The organism is Blautia sp. HA8986 (assembly GCF_056504635.1).
Genome location: NZ_JBWLUQ010000003.1, coordinates 214,784 through 237,101 on the forward strand (window position 1 = coordinate 214,784; position 22,318 = coordinate 237,101).

Below are 22,318 nucleotides of genomic sequence, written 5' to 3' on the forward strand. Positions count from 1 at the left end.
ATGGTAAAGAAAAAAAACATCCGAAAATCTGCACTTCTGCTGATAATGATAATGCTGGCAACGGGAATAACAGCATGTGGAACCGAGGAAGAGCCATTGCCGGATCTGTCTGCTATGGGAGCTGTCACAGCTGTATCACGAGAAGAAGGGTCAGGAACCAGAGCAGAATTTGAGAATCTTTTGAAACTGCCTGAGAGTGATACAGGAATAGTTGTTGATTCTACAGAGAAAGTTCTGAAAAAGGTGGAAGAAGATAAAAACGCAGTTGGTTATGTCGCATATAGTTCCGCAACAGATACGAATGGAAAAATACTTCAAATCAACGGAGTTCTTCCTTCTGAGAAAACAATAGACAATAACAGTTATCCTCTTTGCAGGGATTATTATCTGGCTTATAATGGAGAACTGACAGATGTGGAACAGGATTTCCTGACTTATGTAAAGAGTAAAGGACAGGATATTGTGAAACAATATTGTATTCAGGCTGACAGTACAACAACATTCCTTTCTGACAAGTCAGAAGGAAAGATTCTGATTGAAGGATCCACTTCAATGGAACCAATGGTAAAAGCACTGGCAGATGACTATCAGAAACAAAATCCAAATGCTGAAATAGAAGTAAAAGCAACAGATTCTTCAAGAGGGATTACGGCGGTGATAAGTGGAGAGTGTGATTTCGCAATGTCATCCAGAGAATTAAAGGATTATGAAGCAGAGCTTCTGGAAACAAAAGTCATTGGAAAAGATGCTATAGCTATTGTGATAAATGAAGAAAATCCACTGGAAAATCTTACAATAAAACAACTTACAGGTCTGTACAATGGAACATATAAAAACTGGGATGATCTTTCCTGAGAAAAACGAATATAATATCTTACAAGCACTGACTATAACGGTCGGTGCTTCTTTTTTGGATTTTTTCAAAATTATCTGACATTCTTCAAATTCCCACGTGTGATTAGTGGAAAAATAATTTTTTCTGCAAAAGTACCGTCCAAATGCCCTCTGAAACTTGCTATTAGTGAGGGAATATTTCATTTATGCGAAAAAAACTTGCAAAAGGGGGTTGGTAAATACCGCTTCCCAGGCTTTATAGGTAGAGGAACAATTATTTTAAAAATTTTACCCCAAAGATGTCCGCTTTTGCCTGTCTCAGTACAGAGTATGTGAAGGGACTAACAAAAGTAAAAGAAAAAATGATAAAAATGCAAAAAAATATCACGAATCTTTTGCATCTTGCGAAGTCATTTGACTCTAGTAATCAGAGGACGTTTTGGAATGTTCCTTCGATGAACCTTGACAACCGATAAGTGCACCCTGGAAGCCTAACAGGAGTTATGCCATGACCTTTCTTTTTCTGAGAGCGAGCGAAATTATAATGACACTCCCGATGATGGGCGGCTGACCGAAGCCTTATGGTCAGTGACCTGCTGATGCAGGCAGAGGCAGTCTGAGACGGCTGCAGGTGACAGGGAAACGCACGCCAGACCGCCGGACGAATGAAACTGATGACAATGTTTACAGGGCAAAATGCCCGGAAAGGAGCAGTTTATGACAGAACTGAAAATGAAAGAAATGCAGTTGATTAACTGGTTTGGATGCCCGAATCTGATTTATACAAGGGAGAGAATCCATCTGGTTGCCATGCTTACAACAGATGAAGAAATGAAAAAGAATCTTTACAGGGTATGCAGATTCCTTGCAAGAGAAGAAATCGCATATCGGTATCCGATCATGTATGAAATGATCCGGAAAATATTTTCACCGGATGATACCAATCCACCGGAAGCATGTGCAATGTTTATGCCGGACGATGAAACAGATGATGAAGAATATGCAATGGCAGCGTAGCTGCGGAAAGGACAGTAACGATTATGAATAAAGTGGTTTTAATGGGAAGACTGACAAAGAATCCGGAGATCAAATATGCCGGAAAAGATAATGATATGGCAGTAGCAAGATATACACTGGCGGTAAACAGAAGATATAAACGTGACGGTGAACAGGAAGCGGATTTTATTTCCTGTGTCACATTCGGAAAGAGTGCAGAGTTTGCACAGAAATATCTTCACAAGGGAATGAGGATTGTGATTGGCGGTCGTATCAGCACTGGCAATTATAAGGACAAGGACGGGAAAACAATTTATACTACAGATGTGATCGTGGAAGAACATGAATTTGCCCAGAACAAGGATAATGGTGTTGGAGCTGATTCATCGGAAACACCGAAAACAGATAAGGACGGATTTATGGAAGCACCGGAAGGTGAGGTTCCATTCGACTAAACCGAAGTAAATGGTTGGAGAGGTTGCCCTTTGTCGGGGCATCCTCTTTTCCATTTTACAGAAGACATCAAAAATTACAGGTATTCAACCTAACGAAATCGTGATATAATCAAAATATGTTCAGATGAAAAATATGGAGGTTGCTTATGGGCGTAAGTTATAACAGATTATGGAAAATGCTCATAGATAAAAATATGAAGCGGATAGAGATGCAGTACCTCACCGGGATCAGTGGAAATATTCTTGCCAGGATGGGAAAAAACCAGTATGTATCAATGGAGACGATTGAGAAGATCTGCAAGAAGCTGGACTGCACCGTTGATGAGATGCTGGAATTTACAGATGATGAGTAACAAGAGCAGACATGTCAAATTATTAAAACTGGAAGAATGCTTCAGAAGTCGAAAAAAGAAATTGAAAAAAGATAACACGCCGGATACGGCATAAATCTCTTAGCAACGCTAAGAGCGCACTTCTATACAGGCAATTCCATCTGCCTGTATCGTGCGACCTGCGGTGCTGTTCCCGATTTCAAGAAATCTCAAACCGGGAAATACAGCGAAATCAGAGATTTCGTACAAGGGGAAGATCCCCTTGCGGCACAGATGCCTATCCCTGATAAAGTTTGTGACTGAATATTTCAGATATAGACATATAAGGGGAAAGAAAGTGTGAAATCAAAATTTGTGGAGAGATTTTATGATTAGAAAAGCAATACTAAAAGATGTTAATTCGATTGAAGATACTTACAATGAGCATTTCCAGTATGAACTGAATCATACAGCCTTTACTGTATTTAAGAAAGGGGTTTATCCAACGAAAGATGATGCAGAACGGGCTATTTATGCTGGTGCTTTGTTTGTATATGAAGAAAACGGAACAATTGTTGGAAGTATCATTATTGATAAAGTTCAACCAATAGAATATGCAACTATTCCTTGGAAAGAAAAATTATCTGAAGATGAGGTAATGGTAATTCACCTTTTAATGGTACGTCCGAGTATGTCTGGTAAAGGAATTGCATCATCACTAATAAAATTCGCTACAGAATTAGCACAAAAAAATAGTTGCAGGGCACTACGTTTGGATACAGGAAGTCAAAATATTCCTGCGCTATCTTTGTATCAAAAAAATGGATTTGAAATAATTGCTAGTGCTTCTAAAAAAGTTGGAGATGTAATTGCACACAAAAACCATCTTTTTCTCGAAAAGATATTGTAGTTCGTAAATTCCAGTTGTGCGCCCAGCTAAGGGTGTGTAGTCAAGCCGGTGGGATTCCGGTTTATCCAAGGTTTAGCCAACCAGATAATAGCGAGTCTTGGGATGATGCCGGTAACGGCATCTGACAAGCGTAGACAGCAAGAAAGCAGGGTTGAATAGTGATTGAGCTTCGAAACGTTAACTTCAGTCGGTCGACGTCTTAATTGGTGCGGAAGACAATATCATGTAATGCGATATGGCGAGTGTTATGTGGCACTGCGGAGTCAGAGAACCAATCATGTTTTACATTGTGAATACACATCAACTGGGGAGAACCTGCCATTTCTCGAAGAAGAGTATGAAATTGCAACTGAAAACGGAGTATTTCAAATGAATGGTAGGTGGTCGGACAATCCCATAGTACTGTAGAAATCGGGCAATGCCGATGGAGGGAAGGGGATTGCATAGTAAAGGTCTTACTGAGGACACATTATCCGTACTCAGGGACGGAGGAAATAATGGAAACGAAATTAGTAAGAATAGCTGAGATATCAGCAACATCAAAACATCCTATATTTACATCAGTGTACCACTTGATAAATGAAGATATGCTAAAGCAATGCCATAAGGAATTAGATGGGAACAAAGCAGTCGGAATTGACAAGGTAACTAAGGATGAGTATGGGAAGAACCTTGATAGAAATATCAAGGAACTGGTACAGAGGTTGAAAAACAAATCCTTTAAGCCACTTCCGTCACTGAGGGTATATATACCTAAAGGAAATGGAAAGAAACGACCATTAGGGATTGCTTCCTATGAAGATAAGATTGTACAAATGGCAGTGAAGAAAATACTGGGAGCTATTTATGAACCGAGATTCCTAAACTGCATGTATGGATTCAGACCGAATAGGGGGTGTCACGAAGCAATAAAAGAAGTATACCAACGGATAAGCTATGGAAAAATCAGCTATATCGTAGATGCCGATATCAAAGGTTTCTTTGACCATATCGACCATGATTGGATGATGAAGTTCCTTGAATGGAATATACAGGATAAGAACTTATTGTGGCTAATACGTAAATACCTTAAAGCAGGAATAATGGAGCAAGGAAAATTCGAGCCAACAGAGGAAGGTTCGGCACAAGGCTCAGCAATGAGTCCGATGCTTGCAAATATATACATGCATCATGTGCTGACGCTGTGGTTTAAGCTGGTGGTGCAAAGGGAAATGCAGGGAGAGTGTTTTCTCGTCAACTTTGCGGATGATTTTGTTGCAGGATTTCAATATAAGTCAGAAGCTGAAAGATACTATAAAGAGTTAAAGGAACGAATGGAAAAGTTTGGACTGGAGCTGGAAAGTAGTAAAAGCAGACTAATTGAATTTGGGAGATTTGCAGAGCAGAATCGTAGAGCAAGAGGAGAATGTAAACCTGAAACATTTGATTTTCTGGGGTTTACCTTCTATTGTAGCAAAACTCGAAAGGGAGGTTTCGTGCCAAAGGTACAGACTTCAAGAAAGAAGTTAGAGCAAAAGGTTAGAGCATACAAGAACTGGATTTACGATAATCGAAATCGACCAATGCGAGAAATAATTAAAGAGTTGAACGTAAAACTAATTGGACACTATCGGTATTATGGTGTTACATGGAATTTTCGGAAGATAACAACATTCCTGCATAGAGTACAACAGTTTCTATTCAAAGCCATGAATCGGAGAGGTTGTAGACGGGCATACACATGGAATGGATTTGTGGAAATGCTCAAGTATTACCCGTTAGCAAAACCTAAAACGTACTATTGTTTATATTGAAGCGAATGTTACTATGAGGAGCCGTATGCGGGAAAGCCGCACGTACGGATCTGTGAGGGGCTAAGATTGAGAGGTCTTAGTCTACTCGACTGAAAAATTGAGAAAATCGGAGTTTGAGGAGCATCACCGTTATGATTAGAGAATTACGGAAAGTGGATATAAATAAAGTTGCAGAAATATGGTTAGATACAAATATAAAGACACATTATTTTATCTCTGCTCAATATTGGAAAAGTAATTTTGAGTTAGTAAAAGAACTTCTATTACAGGCAACTGTCTATGTTTACGAGGATAAACAGGAAATACAGGGTTTTATAGGGTTAAGTAACGAATACATTGAAGGTATTTTTGTTTCTGCCGAAATGCAATCTCAAGGTATAGGTAAAATTTTGCTAAACTATGTAAAGGGAAAAAGAAACAAATTAATCTTAAATGTATATCAAAAAAATACACGGGCAATATCCTTTTATCAAAGAGAAGGATTTGAGATTCAGTATAGCGGTTTGGATGAAGCTACTGGAGAAAAAGACTATGTAATGGCATGGCAGCAGAAATAGAAATTCAAGTTTTAGTGTTTGGAAAATTATGACTTAGTGTGCAAGTTGGGAGAAAATATGGTAACGGAAAAAGAGAAAAAAGCATGTCGATTTATTGCCGAATGGCTATAAGATTGTGAGACAGTCTCTGGTAGATGATCTGGAGGGCGAAAAAAAGGTATGTTGGGAGACAGAAATTTTGCAGGATGATGATAGTGGATTTACTTATGAAATCAGCAGGTGTCTGTATTTCGATACCTGTAAGGAACATGGCTATGCAGAGTTCTGCAAAGTATTTTGCAACCATGACTGGTATGCTTATGGAGTATTAAAGCATCATTCGAGATTTATCAGAAAATCGACGATTGCCGAAGATGGAACTGTATGTCATGATACAATCGAGAAAGTAACAGAGAAACATTTTTTATAAAACCGAAAAATTGATTATGGGAGGAAATTGAAAATGGCGAAAGAAGAGAGATTTGAAAAAATATATTCTCAGGGAGCATTAACTACTACTGAGATATGGGTGGATAAGGAAACTGGTGTGAATTATTTATATCATGCATGTGGGTATTCAGGTGGACTGACTCCATTGTTGGACAGAGATGGGAAACCAGTTATTTCTCAGGCTATAAATAGATGACCTTAGAAACAGCAACTGTTATGGTAAGTAACAGCATCGTCACAATATGTATATGGTCGATTGGTGTGTGCGGTAATATACTATATTCAGAAAAACAATTCAGGAGATTTTTATGAGAAGATCAGGTTGGACAAAATGGTTGATCGTGATTCCGGCAATGCTAGGCATTGTGTTGGTGACCTATGTGCGGTATACAACGGATATCTGGGGATTTGGTGCATTTATCTGCCAGCTGATTGCAATTTTGGAATTGGCTTATGGTCTGCGAATTGCGATGCTGGCACAGAATAGAAAGAAGTCCTATCGGTTAACACCGGAAGAACGACATGAGTATGCACGGTATTTATATGAGAAGCAATATCACCGTTACCCTGCTGTAGCGAATCAGATGCTTTTGGTTATGGCACGGATGAGTGTACTCCTTAACAATTATGAACGGGCTGCACAGGAGCTGGCAGATATTCGTATAGATAAATTCAATCCAGCACAGTTGAAGTTGTATTATTACCTGAAAGTGGTTACAGCAATGGCAGCAGGAGATGCGACAGGGATTCAAGAGAGCCAGATGTGTTACGCAGGGATTCCGGATACTAAATGCACATATCCGTCAAAAGCAGAGCTTGCTATGTGGATAGAGCAGAGAGCGGCAGCGCAGATGGCAGAGGCACTGAAGAAGGCAGTGCCGGATAAAAAAGAGCATCCGATACGGATCAGTATCATTACTTTGGTTCTTGCGTATAGTACCTTCTTCTATGGATTGTGGTATGGTATAAAACGTGATATGGGATATGAAGTGAGATATCGTTTCGCAGAAATATCGATTACTGTTATTACAATCAGTCTGGCGGTTCTTTTGATCTGGGGGATCGTGAGTTTATACAGACACAATTGCCAGGCATTATCCATACAATTCGGTAAAAACAAAGTGGCATTGATAATTGTCTATGGAGCTGCTGCGATATTTGCACTTTTGATTATTGGAATGAGTGGTCTGAGTGTAGTGTTCGGAATGGATGGAACAGAAACGGTGACTGGTTGTGACAGCAAATATACGTATATAACTGTGCAGGAAGATTATGGTGGTGAACGGAGATACAGAACCAATAATCCATTTGTTATGCAGAGTATGGATGGTCTGTGGTGGTCTTCGGATACAATAGATGAAGAAGATAATCAAGAAGAGGATACTACAGAATTACCGGATTTGGATACAGAGAATTCAACAGATTCAGAGGATATTCAGAGTGGAAATACCATAGAAGATTACGAGACAGAAGGGCAGCATGATGGTCTGACAATTCAAAATGCAATGCTGGCAGTTTATAATTACCTTCAGGAGCAGAATACACTTCAAAATATGGCGTTCAGTTACACGGCGAATGCAAAGGGAGAAGTCTATGCTGTCGTCAGCGAAACGCAGGAAACAAAGAACGGTAATACGGTGAATGTGAGATACTGTCTGTACGATAATGGTTCCAAGACAGATGCAGATGGTAATTCCTGCGAAGAACTGGTGTTAGAAAAAGTATATCCGGATGGCAATTACGAGACCGAATTGGTAGATTTTTATCTGGTAAATGCAGATACGATGCAGGTGACAGACGAACAGAAGAATACGTGGTAAAATAAATTCTGGGGAAGTAGGTGCATTGTATGACAATGAGAAAAAAATAAAACTATTATCGTAAATGTTTCAAGCGGACTGGGTTCTTTTGGAAGTATGCAAAAGGACTCCAAGACATAAGAGGTGAACTGCGCTGATCCAGGTGCCACGGCAACAGATTTGAATGTCGACGGAGGAAAGCAAACAGTACAGGCGCAATCGTAAAACTTGCAATGATTGATAAAACCGGACTAACAGTAACTTTTATTAGTCGATTTGGAAATATGCCTTGGTAATCAACAATTCCGGTTTTACTGACTAAGAAAATGAGGAGGATTCATAATGAGTGAGAAAACAGAGATTACTTTTATGCAAACAAGACTAATCCGGCTTGCTTCAGAAGAGTGGCATTTACCTGTTGAACAGATTATCCACTTGTTTAAAGAAGCCGATGTTCTTGGATATATAGAAAAATGCTATGGGATTTTTCATTGTGAAGGCGATGAAGCTGTGCTTGAAGATATTACTGAATTTTTGCAAAGAAAGGGGATAGAGATTAGTGCTTGAGTTAAAAGATGGATTTGTTCTCTATCATGGAAGTTATTGTGAAGTAAAAGAGCCAGATCTTGCCAAATGTGCAAAGAGAAAAGATTTTGGACAGGGATTTTATTTAACCACATCAAAGGAACAGGCAGAAAGTTTTCTGAGAACCTCAATAGCCAAAGCCATCGCAACCGGAACAATTGAAGAGGGGCAGAAGTTTGGATATATTTCAACTTTTGAATTCAAACTTTCAGAAAATCTTGAAACGCATATTTTTGAAAATGCAGATGTGGACTGGTTACATTGTATCGCCGCTCACCGAAAGAAAAAAATGTTTATTGAGGTTGAACGTGAAATGGCAAAATATGATATCATTGCAGGAAAGATTGCGGATGATGCAACAAACGCTACTCTTACCGCTTATCTTGCGGGTGCTTTTGGGACTGCAGGTGATAAAGTAGCAGACGATTTCTGTATCAGACAGTTGCTGCCGAATAAATTGAAAGATCAATACTGCTTTAAAACTGAGGCAGCTATTGAGTGTCTGAAATTTGTGAAAGGTGAGAAGATATGGCTGAAGTAACAATTCCAAAGGAAAAAATGAATTATACAATCGACCTTCTGATCACTATGGTGACAGATGAAATCGCAGAAGAGACAGGCAAGGACAGAAACGAGGTATTGACAGATTTTTTGTGTTCAAAGACAGGAAAAGCACTGTATGATGAGAAGACAAAGCTGTGGTGCACTGGTCCGGCATATATAGCTGAACTGTATATGGAAGAATTAAAGAAATCCTGATATGGGATGTGAGTTTAAATTTATACGACAATGGTGACAAAGACTTTCATTCCAAGGAGCAACAATTAAATATTTCAAAAACGCTGAGGTCAGCATTTCCTAATCACAGGACAACGACCTCAGTTTTTTATACCCAGGAATCGGCATTCATGAATAAGCCGGTTCTTTTTGTTTACAGAAAAAAGAAGGAGTACAAGAAAATGAGCAGAGCAAAAAATCCAAAGTATGAATCCATGTCATTGGAGGAACTGAAGGCCAACATGGAAAAGAGCAGACAGGAACTGGAGGCAGCAATTCACCACAAAAACATTCTGGAGCAGCGGAAGAAGCTGGTAGAACGCAGGGAACGTTCCCACCGGCTGATTGTCAAAGGGGCAGAGTTTGAGAAAGTATTTCCGCTGTCCAGAGATCTGGAACAGGAAGACGTCCAGGACATGATGAATCAACTGCAGAACAGCAGTTACAACAAGAGTATTGTGCGGCAGGCTCATATAGCCGCCTTACACAAAGATCAACAGCAGATTGCAGAAGCAGTAAAAAAGACAGAGAAGGGAGATGACAGTTAATGGCACTGTATCATTTTTCAGTAAGGAATGTATCCAGAGGGAAAGGGCAGATGGTGGTCGCTTCCGCAGCCTATATTTCCGGGCAGAGGATTTTTGACAGTTATTACAACAAGATACACGATTATACGAGCAAGTCAGGTGTGATATTTACAGAAATCCTGACACCGGAGTATGTGCCAGAGCGTCTGACTGACAGGGAAACACTCTGGAACGAGGTGGAGCATGTGGAACGGAACAACAAGGCACAGCTTGCCTATTCGTTTGACATTGCACTGCAGAATGAATTGACACTTGAGGAAAATATCAGACTGGCAAAAGAGTTCTGCCAGGAGCAGTTTGTGGCACGTGGCATGATCGTGGATCTGGCAGTCCATGAGGGAAAAGCGGAAAATGAAGAAGAACCGGATAATCCCCATTTCCATGTGCTTGTCCCAATCCGTCCTTTTACAGAGGAAGGAATCTGGGGCAATAAGCAGAGAAGGGAATATATTCTTGATGAGGATGGAAACCGGGTGAAGGATGCCAAAGGAAAAGATATGTTCAATGCTGTTTCTACTACCGGATGGAATGATCCGGAGCTTTTAAAAGAATGGCGGCGGGCATGGACAGAGAAAGTAAATGGGAAATTCAGGGAGTGCCACATGGCATTCAGAATCGACCACCGTTCCTACAAAGAACAGGGGATTGACCTGATCCCGACCATCCATGAGGGATATGAAGTCCGGGCAATGGAGAAAAAGGGAATCAAAACGGTGATCGGAGAATTGAACCGGGCAATCCGGCAGTTTAACCAGATGTTTATTTCTCTGAAAGAATCCATTCAGTGGATGAAGACAGCTTATGAGGAAATGAAAGCAGAGCTGGATCGCAGGCAGAACCCGACACTGCTGGAAAGCCTGCAGGATTATTATGATAAAAAGACACAGGGCAGACCACCACTTCCCAATTTTTATGCGGAGATGAAACAGAGAGGTAAGAATCTCTCCAATTTACAGGAGTTTGCAAAATCCATCAGTTATCTTCAGACACATCAGATAGAAACGATGGATGACTTGCAGGAACGGATTGAGGAACTGAACGGTGTTGTTTCTGTCAGTAAAAAAGAAATTTCTGAAAAGCGGAAACAGTTAAAGGAACTTGAGAATCTGGAAAAGATGGCAGAGGTAATAAAAACAAATCAGCCATTGATTGATGAGTATAACCATTTCTATTTTCAGAAAAGACGGGAGAGATATTATCAGCAGCATAAAAAAGAAATCAATTATTACCGCAAATGTGAACGGGAACTGAAACAACATCTGGATAAAAATGGAAAAGTGCCAACTGCCAGATGGAAACGGGAGAAAGAAGAACTTCAGGCGGGGATCGAAGAGCTGAAAGCAGATAATCAGCCGTACCAGGAGGAACTAACTTTTGTGAAAAAGGTACAGAGCTGTGCGGATATTGCCAGACGTGACCGGGAAATGGCAGAAGCAGATACTTCCGGGCGTTCAGAAGAAAAAAGGGAGAAGCAGGTGAAGTTCCCGACATTTTACACAGTTCAGGCGAAAGAGATTCTTGAAGAAAACGGGAAAGCAGAGCAACAGCCGTTGAACCAGTCGGAGCAGAATCCAGAAAAGAAGACCTCTCTTCTGAGAAAACTGGATGAAAAAAAGAAAGAGTGTGCAGAGCGTGATGCAAAACAACAGGCAGTGAAGAAAAAGCGAAACTATGACATGAGTTTATAACAGTCTGTCAGCAGGACAGACGGGAAAGGATGAGCAAAATGCAGTATACAGAAGAACAAATTATAAGAGCAAATCAGACAGATCTTGTTTCTTTTCTGAGCGCACAGGGAGAACAACTAGGGAAAAGCGGAAAGGAATACCGTTGGAAAAAGCATGACAGTGTAACGGTATCCGGAAACCGGTGGTACAGGCACAGTCAGGGGAGGGGTGGCTATCCGGTGGATTTTGTGATGGAATTTTACAATGCCACATTTCCGGAAGCTGTCAAGATGCTAACCGGGGAGGAAGGCGAAGGCAGGAACAGTACCTGCCCCGCCCCGTCCCCTGACTTCCGATTACCAGAGAAAGAGGAAAATAATGATAGAATCATCAGATATCTGACAGAAAACAGAGGGATTGAAAAGAATATGGTGGAGGAATGGATCGGCAGTGGGGATATTTATGAAGAAAAGAAGCACCATAATGTGGTGTTTGTTGGCAGAGATGCAGACGGTATTCCAAGATATGCCCATTGCAGGGGAACTGGTGAAACAAAATACCGGGGAGATGTGGCTGAATCTGATAAATCTTACGGATTCTGTCACAGAGGGACGGATAATCAGTTGTTTGTGTTTGAAGCAGCCATTGATCTGCTTTCTTTTATCCAATTATTTCCCAAAGACTGGAAAAAGCGGAGCTACCTGAGTCTGGGTGGCATTTCCAGTGCGGCACTGATGGCTTTTCTTTCTGAACGCCCTCAGATTACTTCGGTTTTCCTGTGCCTGGATAATGACCATGCAGGGAATGAAGCCAGTGAGAAATTGGCAATAGAAATCCCGGACGGATACAGTGTCATCCGTCTGAAACCGTCCCGAAAGGACTGGAATGAAATCCTCTGTGATAAAAATGCAGACAGGAAGAAATCAATCATTGAAACAGTTACAATGAAAGTACCGGAGAAGGAAGAACTGGTGCCGATGTTGTGTTATGAAGACATTGAACAGACCAGTGTAGAATGGCTGTGGTTTCCCTATCTGCCATTTGGAAAACTGACGATTATTCAGGGCAATCCAGGAGAGGGAAAAACTTATTTTGCCATGATGCTGACCGCAGCCTGCACGAACCGTAAGACTTTCCCGAACATGGAAGAGATTGAACCTTTTAATGTGATCTATCAGACTGCAGAAGACGGTATGGGAGATACGATTAAGCCGAGGCTGGTGGAAGCAGGAGCAGACCTGAGTCGGGTGATGGTCATTGATGATACAGAGGAAGCATTGACGTTATCCGATGACCGTATTGAAAAAGCAATCCGTCAGAATCAGGTCAGACTTTTAATCATTGATCCGGTACAGGCTTTTATCGGTGCCGATGTGGATATGAACCGGGCAAATGAAGTCCGTCCGGTATTCCGGAAACTGGGAATGATCGCTGAAAAGACCGGTTGTGCGATTGTGCTGATCGGACATCTGAATAAATCTTCAGGGACACAGAGTACTTACCGGGGACTTGGTTCTATTGATATCATGGCGGCGGTGAGAAGCCTGCTTTTTATCGGGAAAGTAAAGAAAGACCCGACAACAAGAGTACTGATCCATGAGAAAAGTTCTCTTGCACCTCCAGGTGAGACGATGGCATTTAAACTTGGAGATGAAGAAGGATTCCGCTGGGTGGGAGCTTATGAGATTTCCGCAGATGATCTTCTGGACGGAAAGGAAGGAAAGCCGACAGAAACAAAACTGCAACGGGGAACGAAACTGATCTATGAACTGCTTGCAGACGGAAATGCAGTCACAATCCGGGAACTGGATGAAAAGGCAAAAGCACAGGGAATCTCCCAGAGAACCATGCGAGAAGCCAGAAGCCGGATGAAAGAAGAACTGGATTATCGGATGAATGAAAAGCAGGAAAATACCATTCGATTAAAAAAACAAGGGAGAATGGGTGACGGCAGAATTTTGGAGTGAACGGCAGGCTTTATAGATACCCTATCTGCCGTCTGCCGTCTGCCGGTGCAAGGCAATCAAACGGAAATAGCAGGTATCCATACAGAATAAGGATTGCTGTGAATCTGGAACAAAAATGAATTGTAATATGGCGGATATAATGGTATGATTATCCGGTAACAGCAATGTTACGGGGAAGCACCTGTGACAGGGTGTGGCTGCCTCCTGATATTTACAGACCGGAGCCTTTCGGGGTTCTGAGATGAAAGAAAGGAGGTGCGTGATATGACAGCTTATGAGATTATCTCAATATTCTTAGGCGTACTCAGTTTACTGATCGCTTTTGGTAGCCTGTTAATTGCGATTATTGCCTTTCTTGATCGGAAGAACAAGAGGAAATAAAAATGCCTATCCTGTCTGCCAACAGGATAGGCGGTGGTCGTAAGACCATTTAGTCAACTCAGGCGGCATCCACTTTGGAGTGGGTGCTTTTCCTATAACAAATGTACCACACATTCCTCTTGTTTTCAATGGGAAAATTAAAATATGCAGTTCATCTGACAGGGATTTATCCCTGTCTTTATTATATCCCCAATTTCTGAAATGTTAATACAAAAATTTTAATATATGTAACCAACAGTCTGGGCAGTTAATCTGTAAAAATGGATTAGCTGCTCTTTTTTTGCAAAAAATGGAGGTTTTACAATGGCAGTGAAGAAGAAAATTATCAACATCAGAGTATATTTTGACGGTGATCAGGACGCAAAAGAAGTGTTTGCAGAGGTGATCGCACAGAAAATACGTGACACGAAAACAAAAGATAAACTTGCAATAATGAAAGATAAGCAGTATAATGATTATGAGTTCAGTAATCTGAAATCTGCGTAGGATGTGCAAAGTAACGGAGGTATCAGATGAACAACAGATATATGAGTAACAATATAGAAAGAAATGCAACCTGGAGAGTTGGTGTATACTGCCGACTTTCCAAAGATGACGAATTGACCGGAGAGAGTGCCAGCATCTCCAACCAGAGAGACATACTGGTGAATTACTGTCAGTCACAGGGCTGGCAGGTGGTGGATGTGTTTCAGGACGATGGTTATACAGGATTGAACACAGACCGACCTGATTTGCAGAGACTTCTCAAAGCCTGTGAAAAAGGACTGGTGAATCTTGTAATTACCAAAGACCAGAGCCGACTGGGACGAAACCATGTACAGACAGGATTTCTGATGGAGGAGTTTTTCCCAAAGCATGGAGTAAGGTATATCGCATTATATGATAATGTGGATACCTTTGCCGGAGACAATGAGATTGCCCCATTTAAGAACGTGCTGAACGAGATGTATTCCAGAGATATTTCCAAGAAAGTCCATGCGTCCTATCACCTGCAGGCAACCAAGGGAAAGTTTACAGGTGTTGTTCCACCACTGGGATATCAGAAAGACCCGGAGGAAAAGGGACATCTCCTGATTGACGACGAGACAGCACCGATTGTCCGGAAAATTTTCCAGTGGGCGGTGGACGGTCATGGGATTAACTTTATATCCAGAGAACTGGAACGCCAGCAGATTCCCTGCCCGTCATGGTGGCACCGGAAACGGGGACTCCGCACCTATTACACAAAATGGGAAAAGAAAGACCCGGAAAATGGGAAATATGTATGGGATGAATCCTATCTGAAATCCCTGCTGATGAATCCCGTTTACTGTGGTGACATGGCTTCCCAGAAAAGGTACTACCGTTTCAAGATTGGCAATCAGGGAGATAAAGCTCCGGAGGACTGGATCACAGTCAGGGATACCCACGAAGCAATCATTCCGCAGGATGTATTTGATCTGGTACAGGCAAAGATGAAAGGCAGGAAACGCCAGACAGAACAGGGAGAATACAGCATGTTTGCCGGATTACTCCGCTGTGCAGAGTGTGGCGGTGCGTTGACGTTGAAGAAGACGCACACCAAAGACCAGCATGAAGTTTATACCTGTTCCACTTATATCCATAAGGGGAAAGCACATTGTACCCAGCACCGGGTGGACGCTGATGACCTGTATGATGCAGTCCTTACCAGAATCCAGGAATGTGCAAAAGCAGTTACCGGAGACGGAACAGAACTGGAAAACCGGGTAAAGGAGTTATGCGAGGAAGATACACAGGGACACAGGGAAAGTCTGGAGAAGCTGGTATCAAAGCAGAAAGACCGCCTGGAAACGTTAGACCGGCTGATTGCAAAACTGTATGATGACCTTATCAATGACAAGATTACAGAATCTGTTTTTGATAAGATGCTGGAGAAGACACAGAAGGAGCAGACAGATATCAAAAAGGAACTTTTCCAGAATGAGAGTGTGCTGAATACGGAAGAAAAACTGGATGCACAGTCCCAGCAGTGGATTGACGATATTAGCGAGTATGCGGACATCAAAGAACTGGATGCCAATCTTCTGAACCGGCTGATCAGTAAAATCGTTATCTCAGAACCGCAGGAGAAAGACGGAACAGAAAATTACTGCCGTACTCCTGAAACGGTCACAATGGAAATTCATTTCAACTTAAAACCAATACCGGAGCTTGGAACCATCGAAAGAGGTTCCGGCTCCCATAAATAAGAAAAATCTATCAAAATTTAATCTATTTTAATCTTTTCAAGGCTCATTTCGAGCAAATATTTTCTCATAAAAGACATAAAACAGCTCATGGCCGGTGCTGGTGTAGCCGTGGTCGGCATGGTCCTTGTACCTCTGCTCTCCGGGCTTTTCTCTGTCTAAGCGTCTCCGTATGAAATCCTTGCCGCTCCCGCAGCTTTGCGGGGGCGGCGGAAAGGAGGTTGACACCGCATGGATTTCTTACTTGAAGCCCTGACAAATTGGCTGAAAGAAATGCTGGTGGGCGGCATTATGAGCAACCTTTCGGGGATGTTTGACAGTGTAAACCAGCAGGTCGCGGATATATCCGTACAGGTAGGCCAGACCCCACAGGGATGGAATGGCAGTATTTTCAGCATGATTGAGAATCTGTCCAACTCCATCATGGTGCCGATTGCAGGCGTGATCCTGGCTATCGTGATGACCGTAGACCTGATCCAGATGATCGCAGACAAGAACAACCTGCATGATGTGGACACCTGGATGATTTTCAAGTGGGTGTTCAAATCAGCCGCTGCCATCCTCATTGTCACAAATACATGGAATATCGTGATGGGCGTCTTTGATATGGCGCAGAGCGTAGTGGCGCAGGCGGCAGGGGTTATCAATTCGGATGCGTCCATTGACATTTCCTCAGTTATGACCGATCTGGAACCGAGGCTGATGGAAATGGATCTGGGACCGCTGTTTGGACTGTGGTTCCAATCCCTCTTTATTGGCATTACTATGTGGGCGTTATATATCTGTATCTTTATCGTTATTTATGGCCGTATGATCGAAATCTACCTTGTGACTTCGGTGGCTCCCGTTCCAATGGCTGCAATGATGGGTAAAGAATGGGGCGGTATGGGCCAGAATTACCTCCGATCCCTGCTGGCGCTGGGCTTTCAGGCGTTTCTCATTATCGTCTGCGTGGCAATTTATGCTGTGCTGGTGCAGAACATCGCTCTGGAAGATGACATCATCATGGCAATCTGGAGCTGCGTGGGCTACACCGTACTGCTATGTTTTACGCTGTTCAAAACCGGCAGTCTCGCCAAATCAGTCTTTCAGGCGCATTAAAACGGAAGGAGGTTTCCACATTGGCTTATGTACCCGTACCCAAGGACTTAACAAAAGTCAAAACAAAGGTCATGTTCAATCTGACCAAGCGGCAGCTTATCTGTTTCACGGGCGGAGCGCTTATTGGCGTACCGCTTTTCTTTTTGCTCAGAAAACCTACCGGAAACAGTGTAGCGGCTATGTGTATGATGCTGGTTATGCTGCCCTTCTTTATGCTGGCTATGTACGAAAAGCATGGACAGCCCCTTGAAAAGATCGTGGGCAACATTCTCAAAGTAGCTGTGATCCGTCCCAAGCAGCGTCCCTACCAGACCAATAACTTTTATGCCGTATTAAAGCGGCAGGAAATGCTCGATAAGGAGGTGTATGACATTGTTCACCGCAATAAAAAAATGGCTGCATCGGATGTTCGGGAAAACCGAGGAAAAAACTGTGCAGCCGGTAAAGACAAAGAAAAAGCTGTCCCGCGCCGATAAGAAACAGATCGACGCGGCCATTGTCCGCGCCAACCACACGGACAAAAAAGGAAAATCTGCGCAGGACAGTATCCCTTATGAACGGATGTGGCCGGACGGAATCTGCCGCGTATCGGACAGCCACTACACAAAGACCATTCAGTTTCAGGATATCAACTATCAGCTCTCCCAAAACGAAGATAAGACGGCAATCTTTGAGGGTTGGTGTGATTTCCTCAATTATTTTGACAGCTCGATTCATTTCCAGCTGTCTTTTTTGAACCTTGCGGCATCGGAGGAGACCTTTGCTAACTCCATTTTCATTCCGCCCCAGGGGGATGCCTTTGACAGTATCCGCGAGGAATATACCACAATGCTGCAAAATCAGCTGGCCAGAGGTAACAACGGCCTCATCAAGACCAAATACCTGACCTTTGGTATCGACGCAGACAGCATCAAAGCCGCCAAGCCCCGTCTGGAGCGTATTGAGACCGATATACTTAATAACTTCAAGCGTCTTGGTGTAGCTGCCAGAACGCTGGACGGTAAAGAAAGGCTTTCTCAGCTTCATGCGGTATTCCACATGGATGAACAACTCCCGTTTCAGTTTGAATGGGACTGGCTGGCTCCTTCCGGTCTGTCCACAAAGGATTTTATTGCACCAAGCTCCTTTGAGTTCCGCACCGGCAAGCAGTTCCGTATGGGCAAGAAATACGGGGCTGTTTCTTTTTTGCAGATTCTCGCACCGGAGCTGAATGACCGTCTGCTGGCTGATTTTCTGGATATGGAAAGCTCGCTCATTGTGAGTATGCACATTCAGTCGGTGGATCAGGTGAAAGCCATCAAAACGATAAAGCGCAAGATTACCGACCTGGACCGCAGTAAGATCGAGGAACAGAAAAAAGCAGTCCGCGCCGGATACGACATGGACATCATTCCATCTGACCTTGCTACTTACGGCAGTGAAGCGAAAAAACTCTTGCAGGATTTGCAGAGCCGCAACGAGAGAATGTTCCTTTTGACCTTTCTGGTGCTGAACACATCGGACAATCCCCGTCAGCTTGGCAACAACATTTTCCAGGCAGGCTCCATTGCCCAGAAGTATAACTGTCAGCTGACCAGGTTGGACTTCCAGCAAGAAGAAGGGCTGATGAGCTGTCTGCCCCTGGGACTCAATCAGATTGAGATCCAGCGAGGACTGACCACCAGTTCTACGGCTATCTTTGTACCGTTCACCACACAGGAATTATTCCAGAACGGCAAAGAGGCTCTGTACTACGGCATCAACGCCCTGTCCAACAACCTCATCATGGTGGATCGAAAGCTGCTGAAAAACCCCAACGGCTTGATTTTGGGTACGCCGGGTTCCGGTAAGTCCTTCAGCGCAAAACGAGAAATCGCCAACTGCTTTTTGCTTACCAGTGATGATGTCATTATCTGTGACCCGGAAGCGGAGTACGCACCTCTTGTTGAGCGTCTGCATGGGCAGGTCATCAAGATTTCGCCTACCTCTGCCAACTACATCAATCCGATGGACCTGAACCTGGACTACTCGGATGATGAAAGCCCACTGTCCCTCAAATCTGATTTTATCCTCAGCTTGTGTGAGCTGATCGTGGGCGGTAAGGAGGGCTTACAGCCGGTGCAGAAAACCATCATTGACCGCTGTGTGCGTCTGGTCTATCAGACCTATCTCAATGACCCGCGCCCGGAGAATATGCCCATACTGGAGGATCTGTATAATCTGCTTCGGGAACAGGAGGAAAAGGAAGCCCAGTATATCGCTACGGCTCTTGAAATCTATGTAACCGGCTCCCTCAATGTGTTCAACCACCAGAGCAATGTGGACATCAACAACCGCATTGTCTGCTATGACATCAAGGAACTGGGCAAGCAGCTTAAAAAAATCGGTATGCTGGTGGTACAGGATCAGGTGTGGAACCGCGTTACCATTAACCGCGCTGCCCACAAGTCTACCCGTTACTACATCGACGAGATGCACTTGCTTTTGAAGGAGGAACAGACCGCTGCCTATACGGTGGAAATCTGGAAGCGATTCCGTAAATGGGGCGGTATTCCGACAGGTATTACTCAGAATGTCAAAGACCTTTTGAGCAGCCGCGAGGTAGAGAACATCTTTGAAAACTCCGACTTCGTGTATATGCTCAACCAGGCAGGCGGAGACCGCCAGATTCTCGCCAAGCAGCTGGGCATTTCCACGCACCAGCTTAGCTATGTGACCCACTCCGGTGAGGGTGAGGGCCTGCTGTTCTATGGCTCCACGATCCTGCCGTTTGTAGACCACTTCCCGAAGAACACCGAACTTTACCGCATTATGACCACCAAACCTCAAGAATTGAAAAAGGAGGATGAATGATTATGAACCCCAACATTTTGAATCAAAACCCGTTGATGTTTTTTGACAGGGCGGTAAATGCCAAGCGCAGCCAGCTGCTTACGGTCATGGCCGATGCGGTAAGTGAGTGCCGCACGGCGGCAGATCAGGCAGCCGAACTGAATGAGACCGGTCAGGTGGGGCTGCTTCGTCTGGCAGAGGTCTGGAGCACCATCCGTGCCAAGGAAGGTATGGGTGGTCTGGTTCTGGAAGGAACCGAAGCGAAAATCCTGTCCGATGTGGTGGCACAGTTTTATGCCTACCTGTCCGGCTGTATGTTCAACGATCCTGTGGGAATGGCCATTTATGCAGAGCTGCACTACATGATGTCCTCCCTCATGCTGGGAGAATGGTTTGAATAAAGAGCCGCGCCTGCGCTTTACTGATGAGGAACGGTCTGATCCTGCACTGGAAAAGCCGATCCGTAAAGCGGAGAAAGCTGCGGCCAGAGCAGATAAGGCGCAGGCCAATATCCCAAAGAAAAAGGTCAGGCAGACGGTCATTGACCCGGATACCGGAAAAAAGACCTCGAAGCTGACCTTTGAGGACAAGAAAAAGCCACCTTCCAAAGTTTCTCAAGGAGTCAGGGAAGCTCCCGTCCATCTGGTCGCAGGCAAGCTCCACAAAGAGATCCGGGAAACAGAGCAGGACAATGTGGGCGTGGAAAGCGCCCACAAGTCCGAGGAAGCGGTGGAGACCGGCGCTTATCTGGTGCGGGAGGGCTATCGCAGCCACAAGCTGAAGCCGTACCGCAAAGCAGCCCAGGCAGAGCGTCAACTGGAAAAGGCAAATGTAAATGTTCTGTACCAGAAATCTTTGCAGGAAAATCCCCAGTTTGCCAGCAACCCTCTTTCCCGCTGGCAGCAAAAGCAGGTCATCAAAAAGCAGTATGCCGCCGTCAAACACGCCGGTCAGACTGCCGGAAATACCGCCCAGGCTGCATCCAAAACCGGAAAAGCCGCAAGGACGGTAAAAGAAAAGGTACAGCAGGCAGGGGCATTCGTCATGCGCCACAAGAAGGGTTTCCTGATGGCAGGGGTTTTGTTCCTCATTACCTGTATGCTGATGAATACCATGTCCTCCTGCTCCATGATGGCGCAGAGCATCGGTTCCGTTCTCTCCGGCACCACCTATCCGTCGGATGACCCGGAAATGCTGGCGGTGGAGGCAGATTATGCAGCCAGAGAAGCCCAGTTGCAGGAGGAAATCGACAACATAGAAAGCAGCCACCCAGGGTATGACGAGTATCGCTATGACCTTGGTATGATCGGTCATGACCCTCATGAGCTGGCAGCATTTCTGTCTGCCGTTTTGCAAGGCTACACCCGGCAGAGCGCTCAGGCAGAGCTGGCGCGTGTGTTTGCAGCACAGTATCAGCTAACGCTTACTGAGGAAGTGGAGATTCGCTACCGCACGGAGACCTCAACCGACCCGGAGACCGGCGAGACCACATCAGAAGAAGTTCCCTATGAGTATTACATTTTGAATGTGAAACTCGCCAGCAAGCCCATTTCCGCTGTGGCGTCGGAACTTCTGACCCCGGAGCAGATGAAAATGTATCAGGTTTACCGGCAGACCATGGGCAATAAGCCGCTGTTGTTTGGCGGCGGCTCCCCTGATACCAGCGGTTCGGAAGATCTGTCCGGTGTGCAGTTCATTAACGGTACCCGCCCCGGCAATCCTCAACTGGTGGAACTGGCCAAGCGTCAGGTGGGCAATGTGGGCGGTTATCCCTACTGGAGCTGGTACGGCTTTGACAGCCGCGTGGAATGGTGCGCCTGCTTCGTATCCTGGTGCTATAACCAGGCAGGAAAAAGTGAACCGCGCTTTGCAGGCTGTGAGTGGCAGGGCGTTCCGTGGTTCCAGTCTCATGGACAATGGGGTGCAAGAGGCTATAACAATCTGGCTCCCGGAGATGCAATTTTCTTTGACTGGGATTTGGATGGGACAGCAGACCATGTGGGTATCGTGATCGGTACGGATGGCAGCCGTGTTTATACCGTGGAGGGAAATTCCGGCGATGCCTGCAAGATCAAAAGTTATTACCTGAATTATCAAAGCATTAAGGGCTACGGGCTGATGAACTGGTAACAGAGATTTTTAAGAAGGAGT

Annotated in this window: 25 protein-coding genes; all 25 read left to right on the forward strand. The window is 44.1% G+C overall.

The features are described from left to right. The gene (locus AC04Q4_RS15760; RefSeq protein WP_015543454.1) at positions 1–855 is read left to right on the forward strand and encodes a substrate-binding domain-containing protein; all 855 of its coding nucleotides are present in this window, start codon (positions 1–3) and stop codon (positions 853–855) included. Positions 856–1,551: 696 nt separating this feature from the next. Then, positions 1,552–1,851, forward strand: coding sequence for a hypothetical protein (locus AC04Q4_RS15765; protein WP_015543455.1), 300 nt, complete (start codon positions 1,552–1,554; stop codon positions 1,849–1,851). 23 nt (positions 1,852–1,874) lie between these two features. Next, a complete protein-coding gene (locus AC04Q4_RS15770) occupies positions 1,875–2,285 on the forward strand; it encodes a single-stranded DNA-binding protein (RefSeq protein ID WP_003864594.1) in 411 nt (136 codons plus the stop codon). 146 nt (positions 2,286–2,431) lie between these two features. Next, positions 2,432–2,638, forward strand: a complete 207-nt coding sequence (locus AC04Q4_RS15775) for a helix-turn-helix domain-containing protein (RefSeq protein ID WP_003864593.1) — start codon at positions 2,432–2,434, stop codon at positions 2,636–2,638. Between the two features lie 346 nt (positions 2,639–2,984). Then, complete coding sequence (locus AC04Q4_RS15780) at positions 2,985–3,506, forward strand: GNAT family N-acetyltransferase (protein ID WP_003864592.1); 522 nt, start codon at positions 2,985–2,987, stop codon at positions 3,504–3,506. Positions 3,507–4,003: 497 nt separating this feature from the next. Next, complete coding sequence (gene ltrA / locus AC04Q4_RS15785; RefSeq protein WP_009323505.1) at positions 4,004–5,299, forward strand: group II intron reverse transcriptase/maturase; 1,296 nt, start codon at positions 4,004–4,006, stop codon at positions 5,297–5,299. Between the two features lie 131 nt (positions 5,300–5,430). Beyond that, positions 5,431–5,856: an N-acetyltransferase gene (locus tag AC04Q4_RS15790; RefSeq protein ID WP_003864588.1), complete on the forward strand. Its 426-nt coding sequence runs from the start codon at positions 5,431–5,433 to the stop codon at positions 5,854–5,856. 94 nt (positions 5,857–5,950) lie between these two features. Beyond that, positions 5,951–6,265: an L-2-amino-thiazoline-4-carboxylic acid hydrolase gene (locus AC04Q4_RS15795; RefSeq protein ID WP_040466130.1), complete on the forward strand. Its 315-nt coding sequence runs from the start codon at positions 5,951–5,953 to the stop codon at positions 6,263–6,265. Between the two features lie 33 nt (positions 6,266–6,298). Beyond that, on the forward strand, positions 6,299–6,481 hold the full coding sequence (locus AC04Q4_RS15800) for a DUF6440 family protein (protein WP_003864586.1): 183 nt from the start codon (positions 6,299–6,301) through the stop codon (positions 6,479–6,481). A gap of 112 nt (positions 6,482–6,593) precedes the next feature. Next, positions 6,594–8,105 carry a hypothetical protein gene (locus AC04Q4_RS15805; protein WP_003864585.1) on the forward strand — a complete coding sequence of 504 codons (1,512 nt, stop codon included), beginning with the start codon at positions 6,594–6,596 and terminating at the stop codon, positions 8,103–8,105. 321 nt (positions 8,106–8,426) lie between these two features. After that, positions 8,427–8,651, forward strand: coding sequence for a DUF3791 domain-containing protein (locus AC04Q4_RS15810; protein WP_003864584.1), 225 nt, complete (start codon positions 8,427–8,429; stop codon positions 8,649–8,651). Further along, complete coding sequence (locus AC04Q4_RS15815) at positions 8,644–9,210, forward strand: DUF3990 domain-containing protein (protein WP_020944841.1); 567 nt, start codon at positions 8,644–8,646, stop codon at positions 9,208–9,210. The genes AC04Q4_RS15810 and AC04Q4_RS15815 overlap by 8 nt, the downstream gene beginning before the upstream one ends. Continuing rightward, positions 9,198–9,428 (forward strand): hypothetical protein, encoded by a 231-nt coding sequence (locus AC04Q4_RS15820; protein WP_003864582.1) that lies wholly within the window; start codon positions 9,198–9,200, stop codon positions 9,426–9,428. The genes AC04Q4_RS15815 and AC04Q4_RS15820 overlap by 13 nt, the downstream gene beginning before the upstream one ends. 200 nt (positions 9,429–9,628) lie before the next feature. Further along, the gene (locus tag AC04Q4_RS15825) at positions 9,629–9,994 is read left to right on the forward strand and encodes a DUF3847 domain-containing protein (protein WP_015543456.1); all 366 of its coding nucleotides are present in this window, start codon (positions 9,629–9,631) and stop codon (positions 9,992–9,994) included. Further along, positions 9,994–11,721, forward strand: coding sequence for a MobQ family relaxase (gene mobQ / locus AC04Q4_RS15830; RefSeq protein WP_173900119.1), 1,728 nt, complete (start codon positions 9,994–9,996; stop codon positions 11,719–11,721). Before AC04Q4_RS15825 ends, mobQ begins: the two co-directional genes overlap by 1 nt. A gap of 38 nt (positions 11,722–11,759) precedes the next feature. Then, the gene (locus AC04Q4_RS15835; protein WP_023843669.1) at positions 11,760–13,667 is read left to right on the forward strand and encodes an AAA family ATPase; all 1,908 of its coding nucleotides are present in this window, start codon (positions 11,760–11,762) and stop codon (positions 13,665–13,667) included. Positions 13,668–13,931: 264 nt separating this feature from the next. After that, a complete protein-coding gene (locus tag AC04Q4_RS15840) occupies positions 13,932–14,048 on the forward strand; it encodes a putative holin-like toxin (RefSeq protein WP_015543458.1) in 117 nt (38 codons plus the stop codon). 303 nt (positions 14,049–14,351) lie between these two features. Beyond that, positions 14,352–14,534, forward strand: a complete 183-nt coding sequence (locus tag AC04Q4_RS15845) for a hypothetical protein (protein ID WP_015521925.1) — start codon at positions 14,352–14,354, stop codon at positions 14,532–14,534. A gap of 26 nt (positions 14,535–14,560) precedes the next feature. After that, positions 14,561–16,258 (forward strand): recombinase family protein, encoded by a 1,698-nt coding sequence (locus AC04Q4_RS15850; RefSeq protein ID WP_015521926.1) that lies wholly within the window; start codon positions 14,561–14,563, stop codon positions 16,256–16,258. Positions 16,259–16,345: 87 nt separating this feature from the next. Further along, positions 16,346–16,417 carry a hypothetical protein gene (locus AC04Q4_RS15855; RefSeq protein WP_118736852.1) on the forward strand — a complete coding sequence of 24 codons (72 nt, stop codon included), beginning with the start codon at positions 16,346–16,348 and terminating at the stop codon, positions 16,415–16,417. Positions 16,418–16,486: 69 nt separating this feature from the next. Further along, positions 16,487–17,356 carry a VirB6/TrbL-like conjugal transfer protein, CD1112 family gene (locus tag AC04Q4_RS15860; RefSeq protein WP_024724981.1) on the forward strand — a complete coding sequence of 290 codons (870 nt, stop codon included), beginning with the start codon at positions 16,487–16,489 and terminating at the stop codon, positions 17,354–17,356. 20 nt (positions 17,357–17,376) lie between these two features. Further along, the gene (locus AC04Q4_RS15865; protein WP_009272665.1) at positions 17,377–17,832 is read left to right on the forward strand and encodes a PrgI family protein; all 456 of its coding nucleotides are present in this window, start codon (positions 17,377–17,379) and stop codon (positions 17,830–17,832) included. Further along, positions 17,789–20,188, forward strand: coding sequence for a VirB4-like conjugal transfer ATPase, CD1110 family (locus AC04Q4_RS15870; RefSeq protein WP_476389396.1), 2,400 nt, complete (start codon positions 17,789–17,791; stop codon positions 20,186–20,188). Before AC04Q4_RS15865 ends, AC04Q4_RS15870 begins: the two co-directional genes overlap by 44 nt. Then, entirely contained in the window at positions 20,185–20,568 is a 384-nt protein-coding gene (locus AC04Q4_RS15875; protein WP_476389274.1) for a DUF3851 family protein, read from the forward strand. Before AC04Q4_RS15870 ends, AC04Q4_RS15875 begins: the two co-directional genes overlap by 4 nt. Further along, entirely contained in the window at positions 20,561–22,297 is a 1,737-nt protein-coding gene (locus AC04Q4_RS15880; RefSeq protein WP_476389275.1) for a CD1108 family mobile element protein, read from the forward strand. The genes AC04Q4_RS15875 and AC04Q4_RS15880 overlap by 8 nt, the downstream gene beginning before the upstream one ends. The last annotated feature ends 21 nt before the right edge of the window (positions 22,298–22,318 follow it).